Origin of the sequence: Streptomyces sp. RKAG293 (assembly GCF_023701745.1) — a bacterium.
GTDB lineage: Bacteria > Actinomycetota > Actinomycetes > Streptomycetales > Streptomycetaceae > Actinacidiphila.
In genome coordinates this window covers 5666348-5679526 of record NZ_JAJOZB010000001.1, presented here as the reverse complement: position 1 = coordinate 5679526, position 13179 = coordinate 5666348, and the positions used below count along the sequence as shown (strand labels likewise).

11 protein-coding genes and 1 pseudogene are annotated in these 13179 nt (G+C 70.1%); 8 read left to right on the top strand and 4 right to left on the bottom strand.

The window, feature by feature from the left end; genetic code table 11:
- Positions 1-93 precede the first annotated feature (93 nt).
- The 6 genes and pseudogenes from LNW72_RS25490 to LNW72_RS25465 all read left to right on the top strand — a co-directional run bounded on the left by LNW72_RS25490 (position 94) and on the right by LNW72_RS25465 (position 6622).
- Positions 94-1541, top strand: a pseudogene (locus LNW72_RS25490) (catalase).
- Positions 1542-1709: 168 nt separating this feature from the next.
- Positions 1710-2657 carry an SPFH domain-containing protein gene (locus LNW72_RS25485; RefSeq protein WP_250977497.1) on the top strand — a complete coding sequence of 316 codons (948 nt, stop codon included), beginning with the start codon at positions 1710-1712 and terminating at the stop codon, positions 2655-2657.
- Positions 2654-2917: a hypothetical protein gene (locus LNW72_RS25480; RefSeq protein ID WP_250977496.1), complete on the top strand. Its 264-nt coding sequence runs from the start codon at positions 2654-2656 to the stop codon at positions 2915-2917. Before LNW72_RS25485 ends, LNW72_RS25480 begins: the two co-directional genes overlap by 4 nt.
- A gap of 80 nt (positions 2918-2997) precedes the next feature.
- Positions 2998-3522 carry a PadR family transcriptional regulator gene (locus LNW72_RS25475; RefSeq protein WP_138352113.1) on the top strand — a complete coding sequence of 175 codons (525 nt, stop codon included), beginning with the start codon at positions 2998-3000 and terminating at the stop codon, positions 3520-3522.
- Entirely contained in the window at positions 3519-4220 is a 702-nt protein-coding gene (locus LNW72_RS25470) for an ABC transporter ATP-binding protein (protein WP_250977495.1), read from the top strand. Before LNW72_RS25475 ends, LNW72_RS25470 begins: the two co-directional genes overlap by 4 nt.
- Positions 4217-6622 carry an FtsX-like permease family protein gene (locus tag LNW72_RS25465; protein ID WP_250977494.1) on the top strand — a complete coding sequence of 802 codons (2406 nt, stop codon included), beginning with the start codon at positions 4217-4219 and terminating at the stop codon, positions 6620-6622. The genes LNW72_RS25470 and LNW72_RS25465 overlap by 4 nt, the downstream gene beginning before the upstream one ends.
- A gap of 42 nt (positions 6623-6664) precedes the next feature.
- On the opposite strand, the gene LNW72_RS25460 is transcribed toward LNW72_RS25465, so the two are convergent.
- On the bottom strand, positions 6665-7639 hold the full coding sequence (locus LNW72_RS25460) for a hydrogen peroxide-inducible genes activator (RefSeq protein WP_250977493.1): 975 nt from the start codon (positions 7637-7639) through the stop codon (positions 6665-6667).
- A gap of 145 nt (positions 7640-7784) precedes the next feature.
- On the opposite strand from LNW72_RS25460, the gene LNW72_RS25455 reads away from it, so the two are divergent.
- Both LNW72_RS25455 and LNW72_RS25450 read left to right on the top strand, forming a co-directional pair.
- Positions 7785-8339 carry a peroxiredoxin gene (locus LNW72_RS25455; RefSeq protein WP_138352116.1) on the top strand — a complete coding sequence of 185 codons (555 nt, stop codon included), beginning with the start codon at positions 7785-7787 and terminating at the stop codon, positions 8337-8339.
- A 6-nt stretch (positions 8340-8345) separates the two neighbouring features.
- The gene (locus LNW72_RS25450) at positions 8346-8879 is read left to right on the top strand and encodes an alkyl hydroperoxide reductase (RefSeq protein ID WP_138352117.1); all 534 of its coding nucleotides are present in this window, start codon (positions 8346-8348) and stop codon (positions 8877-8879) included.
- A 96-nt stretch (positions 8880-8975) separates the two neighbouring features.
- On the opposite strand, the gene LNW72_RS25445 is transcribed toward LNW72_RS25450, so the two are convergent.
- From LNW72_RS25445 to LNW72_RS25435, 3 genes are all read right to left on the bottom strand, one after another.
- Positions 8976-10400 carry an AI-2E family transporter gene (locus LNW72_RS25445; protein ID WP_250977492.1) on the bottom strand — a complete coding sequence of 475 codons (1425 nt, stop codon included), beginning with the start codon at positions 10398-10400 and terminating at the stop codon, positions 8976-8978.
- Between the two features lie 195 nt (positions 10401-10595).
- Positions 10596-11285: a transglycosylase SLT domain-containing protein gene (locus LNW72_RS41735; protein WP_250977491.1), complete on the bottom strand. Its 690-nt coding sequence runs from the start codon at positions 11283-11285 to the stop codon at positions 10596-10598.
- 403 nt (positions 11286-11688) lie between these two features.
- Complete coding sequence (locus LNW72_RS25435) at positions 11689-13008, bottom strand: PhoH family protein (protein WP_138352120.1); 1320 nt, start codon at positions 13006-13008, stop codon at positions 11689-11691.
- Positions 13009-13179: the final 171 nt, after the last annotated feature.

Genomic DNA, 13179 nt, shown 5'->3' with positions numbered 1-13179 from the left:
GTCGCCCGGCGTGCCGAGCGGGAGGTTCGGTGCAAGGGTGGTCGAAGCGACGCCCCGGTACCGGACTCTCGACTCGAACGGGAGACACACGCGATGAGCACCCCGTACACCACCAACAACGCCGGTGTCCCGGCGGAGAGCGACGAGCATTCGCTCACGGTGGGCCCGGACGGCCCGATCCTGCTGCAGGACCACTACCTGATCGAGAAGATGGCCCAGTTCAACCGTGAACGGGTCCCCGAGCGGGTGGTGCACGCCAAGGGCAGCGGAGCCTACGGCAGCTTCGAGGTCACGAACGACGTCAGCCAGTTCACCAAGGCCGATCTCTTCCAGCCGGGCCGGCGCACCGAGATGCTGGCCCGCTTCTCCACCGTCGCGGGCGAGCAGGGCAGCCCGGACTCCTGGCGCGATCCGCGGGGCTTCGCGCTGAAGTTCTACACGGAGCAGGGCAACTACGACCTGGTGGGCAACAACACGCCGGTGTTCTTCGTCCGCGACCCGCAGAAGTTCCAGGACTTCATCCGCTCGCAGAAGCGCCGCGCCGACAACGGCATGCGCGACAACGACATGCAGTGGGACTTCTGGACGCTCTCCCCGGAGACCGCGCACATGGTCACCTGGCTGATGGGCGACCGCGGCATCCCGAAGAACTTCCGCCACATGAACGGCTACGGCTCGCACACCTTCATGTGGGTCAACGGCTCCGGACAGCGGTTCTGGATCAAGTACCACTTCATCACCGACCAGGGCATCGGCTTCCTCACCCAGGCCGACGCGGACGCGCTGGCCGGCGAGGACCCCGATGCCTTCCGGCGCGATCTGTTCGAGACGATCAAGCGCGGCGAGCACCCTTCGTGGACGTTGAAGGTGCAGGTCATGCCGTTCGAGGACGCGGCCGGCTACCGGTTCAACCCGTTCGACCTGACCAAGGTGTGGCCGCACGGCGACTACCCGCTGATCGAGGTCGGCCGGATGACGCTGGCCCGGAACCCGGAGGACTTCTTCGTCCACATCGAGCAGGCCGCCTTCGAGCCGTCGAACATGGTGCCGGGCATCGGCCCGTCCCCGGACAAGATGCTGATCGGCCGGCTCTTCTCGTACCCGGACACCCACCGGTACCGGATCGGCCCGAACTACGCCCAACTGCCGCCGAACCGGCCGCACTCGCCGGTCTACTCGTACGCCAAGGACGGCCCGATGCGGTACGAGCCGTCCCGTACGGCCGCCGTGTACGCGCCGAACTCCTACGGGGTCCTGCCGCCGACACCGAGCGGTTCGGTGAGCCGGCGGGCTGGGCGAGCGCGGGCGAGATGGTGCGGGAGGCGTACGCCCTGCACCGCGAGGACGACGACTGGGGACAGGCCGGCACGCAGGTGCGGCAGGTGCTCGACGACGATGCCCGCGCCCGGCTGGTGACGAACGTTTCCGGCCATCTGCTGAAGGGCGTCAGCGCACCCGTCCTGGAACGGGCGCTGCGGTACTGGCGCTCCATCGACAAGGAGGTCGGCGACCGGATCTCGGTCGCCGTCAAGAGCGGCTGACCCCGCCGCCGCAGCACCTCCGCCCTCGAAACCGCAGCCCCGGCGCACGTGTTACCCCCCTCCGTGCCCCGGGGCTGCATCGTGCGCCTATAGCCCTCCGTGCATTAATCTGCTATCACTTTGCTAGGCGGGCGAATGAGCGCGCCGAGCACTGTGAACGGGGGACCCATGTCCGAGAACCGCACCACCGATCTCCAGTCCGAGATCCCCGAGATGCCCGCCCCGCATGTCACCGAACGCGTGGCCGCCGGCATGCCGGGACTGCCCTTCCTGCTGATCGCCGTACCGGTGCTGTTCGGCGGCATCGCACTCTTCATCGTCGGCATCGCCAAGGCCAAGGACAGCGGCGGCGCGCTGGCGGGCGTCCTGACCGGCGCCGGTGTGGTGATCGCGATCGCCGCCTTCATCACCATGTTCGGCCTCACCCAGGTCGCCCCCGGCGAGGCCCGCGTCTGCCAGCTCTTCGGCCGCTACCAGGGCACCATCCGCCAGGACGGGCTGCGCTGGGTGAACCCGTTCACCAGCCGCCGCAAGATCTCCACCCGGATCCGCAACCACGAGACCGCGGTCCTGAAGGTCAACGACTCGTACGGCAACCCGATCGAACTGGCCGCCGTCGTCGTCTGGCAGGTCAGGGACTCCGCGCAGGCGGTCTTCGAGGTCGACGACTTCGTGGAGTTCATCGCGATCCAGACCGACACCGCCGTCCGGCACATCGCGACGAACTACCCGTACGACGCGCACGACGTGGAGGGCCTGTCGCTGCGCGGCAACGCCGAGGAGATCACCGAGAAGCTCTCCGTCGAGATCGCCGCGAGGGTCGGCGCGGCCGGAGTGAAGATCATCGAGTCCCGCTTCACGCACCTCGCCTACGCTCCCGAGATCGCCTCCGCGATGCTCCAGCGCCAGCAGGCCGGCGCGATCGTGGCCGCCCGCCAGACCATCGTCGAGGGCGCGGTCGGCATGGTCGAGTCCGCGCTGACCCGGATCTCCGAGCAGGGCATCGTCGAGCTCGACGAGGAGCGCAAGGCCGCCATGGTCAGCAACCTGCTCGTGGTCCTGTGCGGCGACCGCGCCGCCCAGCCCGTACTCAACACCGGGACCCTCTACCAGTGACAGAACGCACCGGCCGCACCGCCCGCAAGCAGGTGCTGCTGAGGCTCGACCCCGCCGTCCACGACGCCATCGCGACGTGGGCGGCGACCGAGCTCCGCAGCGCCAACGCACAGATCGAGTTCCTGCTGCGCCGGGCGCTCGCCGAGGCCGGGCGCCTCCCCGGCGCCGCCGAACCGATCCCCCGCCGCGGCCGTCCGGCCCGGTCGGCGGAGCCGCCCGCAGAGGGGTCGGCAGAACCGGAGAACCCGACCGAGAGCTGATAGGAGTGGCCTGACCTGCACTGATCAACTACACACCACGTCTATACACACCACGTATACACGTCATGTAGAGTGCTCGCATGTCAATCGGCCACACCCTGCTCGGGCTTCTTGAGTCCGGCCCACGCCATGGTTACGACCTCAAGCGCGCCTTCGACGAACGCTTCGGCCACGACCGCCCGCTGCACTACGGGCAGGTCTATTCGACGATGGCCCGACTCCTCAAGAACGGGCTCGTGGAGGTCGAGGGCATAGAGCCCGGCAGCGGCCCCGAGCGCAAGCGGTACGCGATCACCGACGCCGGACTGACCGACGTCGAGACGTGGCTCGCCCAGCCCGAGAAGCCCGAGCCGTATCTGCAGACGACCCTGTACACGAAGGTCGTCCTCGCCCTGCTGACCGGCCGCAGCGCCATCGACCTGCTGGACACCCAGCGCGCCGAGCACCTGCGGCTCATGCGCGAACTGACCCGTCGCAAGTCCAGCGGCGACCTCGCCGACCAGCTGATCTGCGATCACGCTCTCTTCCACCTTGAAGCGGATCTGCGGTGGCTGGAACTCACCGCCGCCCGGCTCGACCAGCTCGCGACGGAGGTACGCAAGTGACCAGCTCCACCCCTCAGCCCAGCACACCCCTGCTGACCGCCGACGCGCTGCACAAGACCTACGGCCCCACCCCCGCCCTGGACGGCGCCGACTTCACGATCCGCTCCGGTGAGGTCGTGGCCGTGATGGGCCCCTCCGGCTCCGGCAAGTCGACGCTGCTGCACTGCCTGGCCGGCATCGTGCGGCCCGACGCCGGCAAGGTCCTGTACCGGGGCGAGGAGCTGTCGGCCATGTCCGACGCCGCCCGCAGCGCCCTGCGCCGCGGCGACTTCGGGTTCGTCTTCCAGTTCGGCCAGCTCGTCCCCGAGCTGACCTGCGTCGAGAACGTGGCGCTGCCCCTGCGGCTGAACGGCACCAAGCGCAAGGAGGCCGAGCGGCTGGCCACCGAGTGGCTGCACCGGCTGGAGGTCGACGACCTCGGGCACAAGCGCCCCGGCGAGGTCTCCGGCGGCCAGGGCCAGCGGGTCGCGGTGGCCCGCGCGCTCGTCGGCGGACCCCGTGTGGTCTTCGCGGACGAGCCGACCGGCGCCCTGGACTCCCTCAACGGCGAGCGCGTCATGCGACTGCTGACCGACGCCGCCCGGGACACCGGCGCGGCCGTCGTCCTGGTCACCCACGAAGCGCGGGTCGCCGCGTACTCCGACCGCGAGATCGTCGTACGCGACGGCAAGTCCCGCGACATGGAGCGGGTCGCGTGAGCACGCCTTCGGACAACGCCCCGCGCACCGCTCCACGCACCGACGCCCGCACCTGGGCCCGTGACCTCGCGCTCGGCGCGCGCTTCACGCTCGCCGGCGGCCGGGAAGGCTGGATCCGCAACCTGCTGACCGCCGTCGGCGTGGGCCTCGGTGTGGCGGTGCTGCTGCTCGCCGCCGCCGTCCCGGCGATGATGGACGCCCGCTCGGATCGCGGCCACGACCGGGACGACCTGTACTTCGGCGAGAAGCTGAAGCCGACCGCCTCCACGATGCTGATCGACAACACCGACACCGTCTACCACGACGAGGACATCTACGGCCGGGTCCTGGACCCCGACGGCGACAAGCCGCCGGTACCGCCCGGCCTGAGCAGGATCCCGGCCCCCGGCGAGATGACGGTCTCCCCCGCGCTCGCCAAGCTGCTGGACTCCTCCGAAGGCAAGCTCCTCAAGGAGCGGCTCAACTACCGCGTCACCGGCACCATCGCCAAGAGCGGCCTGCTCGGCCCCGCCGAGCTCGTCTACTACGCGGGCAGCGACACCCTCACCGACGCACACGCCACACGCGTCGACACGATCGGCGGCGCCCAGCACGGCTCCGAGGGCCTGGGCGCGGTCCTGACCCTGCTCGTCATCATCGGCCTCGTCGTGCTGCTGATGCCGGTGGCCATCCTCATCGCCACCGCTGTCCGCTTCGGCGGCGAACGCCGCGACCTGCGGCTCGCCGCACTGCGGCTGGTCGGCGCCGACACCCGCATGACCCGGCGGATCGCGGCCGGCGAAGCGCTGGTCGGGGCACTCGTCGGGCTCGTGTTCGGCCTGGGGTTCTTCCTTCTGGGACGGCACTTCATCGGGCAGATCGAGCTCTACCGGCTGAGCGTCTTCCCCTCCGACGTCCGGCCCGGCACGGGACTCGCCCTGCTGATCGTGCTCGGCGTCCCCGCGGCGGCCGTCGCGGTCACCGTCCTCGCACTGCGCGGCATCGCCATCGAACCGCTGGGCGTCGTCCGGAACGCGGCGCTGCGCAAGCGGCGGCTGTGGTGGCGGCTGCTCATCCCGGTCGCCGGACTCGCGCTGCTGGCACCGCTGTTCGGCGGCGTCCAGGGCAACGCGGACCTCAACGCGTACCAGATCTCGGCCGGCGCGATCCTGCTGCTCGTCGGCGTCACCGCCGCCCTGCCCTGGCTCGTCGAACTGATCGTCAACCGCTTCGGCGGCGGCAGCGTCCCCTGGCAGCTCGCCACCCGCCGCCTGCAGCTCAACAGCGGCGCCTCCGCCCGGATGGTCAACGGCATCACCGTCGCGGTGGCCGGCGCCATCGCCCTGCAGATGCTGTTCAGCGGCATCGAGAGCGACTTCACCTCCAACACCGGCAAGGACCCGAACCGGGCCCAGATGCAGGCGGCCTTCGACGTCACGAACGGCCCGCAGGCAACCGCCGGGATCCAGGCGTACCGGACCACCCCCGGCGTGCGCTCGGCGCTCGGACTCGTCCAGACGTCCGCCATCCCCGGCGGCGCGGCGGCGAAGGCGAAAGCCTCCGGCAACCCCGACGCGGGAGGCGAGATCCTGGAGTTCCCGGTGTTCGTCGGCGACTGCGCCGCGCTCGCCGAGATCGCCGAGATCGGTGACTGCGCCGACGGGAGCGTCTACCGCGTCCTGCCGGATGCGTCGTACACGACCCCGCCCGACATCTCCAAGGCCGGCGCCGGGCTGGACCTCAACGCCCCGCAGAGCGGCGTGCTGTCCGGCCCGCCCCGACCGTGGACCGTCCCGGCCAACGCCCGCACGGTCAAGGCCCGCACCAGCCCCAACGGCGACGTGCAGTGGGGCATCCTCGCCACCCCCGGCACCCTGGACGTGGCACGGATGCGGGAAGCGCACGCCATGGTGCTGATCAAGCTCGACGCGCAGCGGCCGGACGCGGAGGACTACGTCCGCAACACCACGGCCCGGCTGGGCCCGGGCGCGAACACCTACACGCTCGAAAGCACCCGAACGGCGCGGAAGTACACCAACATCAAGCGCGGACTGCTCATCGGCGCGGTCACCACCATGCTGCTGATCGGCATCAGCCTGCTGGTCTCGATGCTGGAGCAGCTGCGCGAGCGCAAGAAGCTGCTCGCGGTACTGATCGCCTTCGGCACCCGGCGCTCCACCCTCGGGCTGTCGGTGCTGTGGCAGACCGCGCTACCGGTCGCCCTCGGCCTGGCGCTGGCGGTGATCGGCGGCCTCGGGCTCGGCTCCGTGCTGCTGAAGATGGTCGGCTCACCGATCCGCGTCGACTGGGCGAGTGCCGCGACGATGACGGGCGTCGGGGCGGGCGTGGTCCTGCTCGTCACCCTGCTCAGCCTGCCGCCGCTGTGGCGCATGATGCGCCCGGACGGTCTGCGGACCGAGTAGCCCCGCCGGATCCGGCACCGACGCCGGCCGGGCCTGCTTCCCTCAGGCCCGGCCGGCGTCCTCCGTGCCGCCGTCCGCCACGGCCTCGCCGTCCCACACGCGCACCGGCAGCGGCCGCAGCGCCTCGCGCAGCGCGGCCGCGAAGGCCGTGAACTCCTCCGCGCGGGCGGTCCCGCCGCGCATCGCGAGGGCGATCCGCCGCGACGGCGCGGGATCCGCGAAGTACCCGGTCGACAGCTGGTCGTTGCGCCCGGTCTCCACCAGGAGCGCGGTCCGTGGCAGCAACGTCACCCCGAGCCCGCCCGCGACCAGCTGTACGAGGGTGGACAGCCCGGCCGCGGTGGTCGTCACCGGAACCCCGCCCGGCCGCCCCGCCTCCCGGCAGATGTCGAGCGCCTGATCGCGCAGGCAGTGCCCCTCGTCGAGCAGCAGCAGATCCATCTCCCGCAGCGCCTCACGGGGAATGGCCTGCCGCCCGGCCAGCCAGTGCCCCTGCGGTGCGACCACGGCGAAGTCCTCGTCGAAGAGCGGCAGTTCGGTCACTCCGGGCATCCCGAGCGGCACCGCGAGCAGCAGCAGATCGAGCCGTCCGCCGGTCAGCCCCTCCAGCAGTGACGACGTCTGCTCCTCGTGCACCTGCAGATCCAGCGCCGGGTACCGGACATGGACCAGCCGCAGCACCGTCGGCAGCAGATACGGCGCGACGGTCGGGATCACCCCGAGCCGCAGCACCCCGGTGAACGGCGCCCGCGCCGCCTCCGCCTCCTCCATCAGCTCCCCCACGGCGTCGAGCACGCTCCGTGTCCGCGCCGCGATCCGCTCCCCGGCCGCGGTGAGCAGCACCCTGCGCGTCGTCCGCTCGACCAGTTGCACTCCCAATGTCTCCTCCAGCGCGGCGACCGCCCCGGAGAGCGCCGGCTGGCTGGTCCCTATGGACGCCGCCGCGTCACGGAAGTGCAGGTACTCGGCCACAGCCGCGAACGCCCGCAACTGGGACAGGCTGGGCTGCTTGCTCATGACACTCCGGGCTACTGATAGGCGACTCCGATCAACGCCGTCGAGTCTAGCTATTTCTGTGATCAATAGCCGCCATGGGAGGGTGGAATACGTCCAACCCTCTGGAAAGCCTCAAAAGGGATTTCCTCTGTTCCAAGGAGAGCGCGTGCTCACTGTCGGTGACAAGTTCCCCACCTACGACCTGACCGCCTGCGTCGATCTCGACGCGGACAAGGCCTTCGCTCAGATCGACCACAAGTCGTACGAGGGCAAGTGGCGTGTGGTGTTCTTCTGGCCGAAGGACTTCACCTTCGTCTGCCCGACCGAGATCGCCGCGTTCGGCAAGCTGAACGACGAGTTCGCCGACCGCGACGCGCAGATCCTCGGCGTCTCCGGTGACTCCGAGTTTGTGCACCACGCCTGGCGCAAGGACCACGCCGACCTGCGTGACCTGCCCTTCCCGATGCTCGCGGACTCCAAGCACGAGCTCATGCGCGACTGCGGCGTCGAGGGCGAGGACGGCTTCGCGCAGCGTGCCGTGTTCATCGTCGACCCCAACAACGAGATCCAGTTCACGATGGTGACCGCCGGTTCCGTGGGGCGTAACCCCAAGGAGGTGCTGCGGGTGCTCGACGCCCTGCAGACCGACGAGCTGTGCCCGTGCAACTGGAGCAAGGGCGAGACGACTCTCGACCCGGTCGCGCTCCTCGCGGGCGAGTGATCCGGTATGTCACTGGACAACCTCAAGTCGGCGCTGCCCGACTACGCCAAGGACCTGAAGCTGAACCTCGGTTCGGTCATCGGTAACTCCGAGCTTCCGCAGCAGCAGCTGTGGGGCACGGTGCTCGCCGTCGCCATCGCGTCGCGTTCGCCGCGGGTGCTGAGCGAGCTGGAGCCGGAGGCGAAGGCCAACCTCTCGCCCGAGGCGTACACCGCCGCCAAGTCCGCTGCCGCGATCATGGCGATGAACAACGTCTTCTACCGGACCCGGCACCTGCTGTCGGACCCGGAGTACGGCACGCTGCGCGCGGGGCTGCGGATGAACGTCATCGGCAACCCGGGTGTGGAGAAGGTCGACTTCGAGCTGTGGTCGCTGGCCGTCTCGGCCGTCAACGGCTGCGGCCAGTGCCTGGACTCGCACGAGGCCGTGCTGCGCAAGGCGGACGTCTCACGCGAGACGATCCAGGAAGCGGTCAAGATCGCCGCCGTCGTGCAGGCGGTCGGAACGACGCTGGACGCCGAAGCGGTCATCGCCGGCTGAGCAGTCGTATCGCCTCACGCAGCGGGCCCCCGACCGATGGTCGGGGGCCCGTCGTGCGTGCGGAGTCGTGCACGGGGAACGGTCCGCGCGCGGGAGCTAGCTCTCCTCCGCCAGGCCGCCGACCGGGGCGAGGTTCTCGACCGTGACGCCGAGCGGGGCGGGCTCGGTGGCCATCGCGGTCTCCCGGGCGTGGCTGCGGAGGTAGCCGACGACCGTGTTCGTCACGGCGACGAGCGGGACCGCGACGACGGCGCCGCCGATGCCGGCGATGAGCGAGCCGGCGGCGACCGAGAGCACCACGGCCAGCGGGTGGACGCGGACGGCGCGGCCGAGGATGAAGGGCTGCAGGATGTGGCCCTCGATCTGCTGGACCGCGAGCACCACGATGAGCACCATCAGGGCGGTGAACGGCCCCTCGGTCACGAGCGCGACGACCATCGCCAGCGCGCCCGAGGCGACGGCGCCGACCAGCGGGACGAAGGCGGCGACGAAGATGACGACGGCCAGCGGCACCGCCATCGGCACGTTCAGGAACCAGATGCCCACGCCGATGAAGACGGCGTCGATGAGGGCCACGATCACCGTGCCGCGCACGTAGAGCGTCAGCGTCCGCCAGGCGCGCGGCCCGGCGCCCGCCAGTCCGTCGCGGGCGGCGGCCGGGAAGAGCTTGAGGGTCCAGTTCCAGATGTTGCGGCCGTCGTAGAGCAGGAAGAGCGTGCTGAACATGGCGAGCAGCATGCCGGTGAGCAGCTCGACGATGACGGTGACGCCCTGGAGGCCGGCGTCGGTGATGGCCTTGGTGTTGGTGCTGATGGTGTCGGTGAGGTTCTTGGCGATCTGGTTGATCTGGTCCTCGGTGACATGGAACGGGCTGTTGAGCAGCCAGCGCTTCATCTCGGCGACGCCGTCGGTGAGCTTGGTGGACAGGTCGTCGACGTTGTCCATCACCTGCCACACGACGAACCAGCCGACCAGGCCCATCAGCACGAAGCCGCCGATGAAGGTGATGCCGGTGGCGAGGCCGCGCGGTACCCCGGCGCGCTTGAGCCGGGCCACGACGGGCTGGAGCAGCGCGGTGATGAGGAGCGCGGCGACGAAGGCCAGGACGACCAGCTGGATGGCGCCGATCACCCGCATCAGCACATAGACGGTGCCGGCCAGTACCAGCAGCCGCCAGGCGACCTCGGCCGCGACGCGCATGCTCCATGGCACGACGCCCAGCGGGTCGGGCAGCCGACCGCCGTCCGGCGCCTGCGGCAGCCGGCCGGAGACGGCCACGGCCTGGGGCGCGGGCCCCGGCTCCGAGCCGGACCCGGACTCGGCTGCGGTCGTCCCGGATCCAGCCGTCCCGGATCCGGTCTTCCGCGGGACGTGCGGCCGTGGCCTGGGCGGCTTCGGCGGCGGGGCGTCGGGCTGCTCGTCCTGCTCGGCCGTCACTTCCGCGCGCCGTTCGTCGAGGCGGTCGGCGAGCTTGGCCAGCTTGGAGGCAACCACCGCGCCCCAATGGCGCTTTTCCGACATCGCGTTCCCCTGCCCCTTTGTTCCGGTACCGGCACCGGCATCGGTGAGGAGGACGACGTTACCCGTGCCCGGGGTTGCCTCCCCGGCCGCCCGCCCCTTGTACGGGTGCGGTCACACGTATGCCCCCCGACCGGCTGGGGTCGGGGGGCATACGGGGAGGCTCACCAGGTGCCGGAACGAACCGGCCGGTGCGACCTAGTACGACTGGTGCTGCTGCCAGTAGGACCAGGCACCGCACGGGCTGTCGTACCGCTCGTTCATGTAGTTGAGGCCCCACTTGATCTGCGTGGCCGGGTTGGTCCGCCAGTCGGCGCCGACGGTGGCCATCTTCGAGCCCGGGTAGGACTGCACGAGTCCGTACGCGCCCGAGGACTGGTTGGTCGCCGTGTAGTCCCAGCCGCTCTCGTGCTCCACGATGTTGGAGAAGCACTGGAACTGACTGGAGCCGACGATCTGCAGGGCCATGGCCTTGACTTCGGCGGTCGAGTACGAGCTCTTGACCGCGAACGTCGCCCGCTCCGCGGAACGGCTCGCCGCCGCCTTCGCCTCCAGTTCCCGGGCTTCCTTCGCCTTGGCGGCCGCTTCGTCGGCGGCCTTCTTCTTGGCGGAGGCGTCCTTGGCCGCCTGCTGGCGCGCGCTGTCCTCGGCGGCCTTCTTCGCTGTCGCGTCGGCGGCGTCGGACTGTGCCTGCGCCTGCTGCGTCAGAGAAGCCTGCTGCACCTGCTGGCCAGCGGGTATGTCCGCGAGTACGGTCGTCGCGCCGGCGGCCTCGACAGGCTGGTTGGAGCCCTGGTCAGCGCCTGCTGCGACGCCGACTACGGCGCCCACGGTGGTGACTGCGGTGGCCGAGGCCACTGCGAATCCCCGGACCGAGATCCGGCTCACACGGTTGTCCTTCCAGCACCGTCCGCGTGGTGACCTCGCGGACGAAATCGTGCCCCTGAACGCTGGCCTCCCCTTGTTCCGGACCGCGAACGGTCCGACTGGTCACGGGGGCACTGGCCCGGTGCGGGTCCCTCACGGGATTCCGCGTGGTGCTCGGGCGGCTTACGGCGGCAACGCTGTTCAGTTCTGGGGTTCCACACCGCTGGGGGTGTGGGTGTGCCGTAAGCGGGGCCTGACAGCGTCACACCCTAGCGGGAAGGGAACGCCGTCAAGCAATTTACGGTTGCGTGGCAAACGTCACACGGCTTCATGAGCGGAAAACACCGGCGCGGCGCGCCCCACAACGCTAGGCTGCTGCGCCCCTTGGGGGCGCAGCAGCCTCAACTCACGCACGGTTACCGGGTCATACCCCGTTGTCCTCCAGCAACTCCGTCACCAATGCGGCGATCGGGGAGCGTTCGGACCGGTTCAGGGTGATGTGCGCGAAGAGCGGATGTCCCTTGAGCTTTTCGACGACGGCCACCACACCGTCGTACCGCCCGACCCTCAAGTTGTCCCGCTGTGCCACGTCATGGGTCAGAATGACCCGCGATCCGGCACCGATACGCGACAGAACGGTCAACAGGACGTTCCGTTCGAGCGACTGGGCCTCGTCCACGATCACGAACGCGTCGTGGAGCGACCGGCCGCGGATGTGGGTGAGCGGCAGCACTTCGAGCATGCCCCGCGCCACGACCTCCTCGATGACCTCCTTCGATGTCACCGCGGACAGGGTGTCGAAGACGGCCTGAGCCCAGGGGCTCATCTTCTCCGACTCACTGCCCGGCAGGTATCCCAGCTCCTGTCCGCCGACCGCGTACAGCGGCCGGAAGACCATCACCTTGCGGTGCTGCTGTCGCTCCAGGACCGCCTCCAGGCCCGCGCACAGCGCCAGTGCCGACTTGCCGGTGCCGGCCCGGCCGCCGAGCGACACGATCCCCACATCGGGATCGAGCAGCAGATCCAGCGCGACCCGCTGTTCCGCGCTGCGGCCGTGCAGCCCGAAGGCCTCCCGGTCGCCGCGCACCAGCCGCACCCGGCCGTCCTCGGTCACCCGGCCGAGCGCCTTGCCGCGCTCGGACTGGAGGACCAGTCCGGTGTGCACGGGCAGGTCGCCCGCCTCGGGCAGGACGATGACCTCTTCCGCGTAGAGCCTGTCCACCTCCTCCGCGTCGACCAGCAGCTCCTCCATACCGGTCCAGCCCGACGTGATCGCCAGCTCGGCCCGGTACTCCTCGGCCGCGAGGCCGACGGAGGAGGCTTTCACCCGCAGCGGCAGGTCCTTGGAGACGACCGTGACGTCGTACCCCTCGGCCTGGAGATTGCGGGCGACCGCCAGAATGCGCGAATCGTTGTCACCTAGCCGGAACCCGACGGGGAGCACCCCGGGGTCCGAGTGGTTCAGTTCGACGCGGAGCGTGCCACCCAGCTCGCCGATCGGGATCGGGGCGTCGAGACGCCCGTACTTGATCCGGAAGTCGTCGAGCAGCCGCAACGCCTGTCGGGCGAAGTAGCCGAGCTCTGGATGGGCCCGCTTGGCCTCCAACTCCGTGACCACCACCACCGGGAGCACGACTTCGTGCTCGTCGAAGCGGGTGAGGGCATTGGGGTCGGCAAGCAGGACGCTGGTGTCGAGGACGTAAGTGCGCCGGTCGTGCTCCCGGCGATTCTTGCTTTTCACCACGTGTGGACGAACCCCCTCGGGCAGAGGTCGGGGTGCGACAACGTCGCGCTGTACTGGGCCGGGACCGGGCGCGTGGGCCGGTCCGCGGCCCTCCGTAAACGGCACGTCCGTGGGCAATGGGCCTCCCGGGCGGACGAACCTGGGTGCCGTCCGCTGTTGACCGGTGTATGC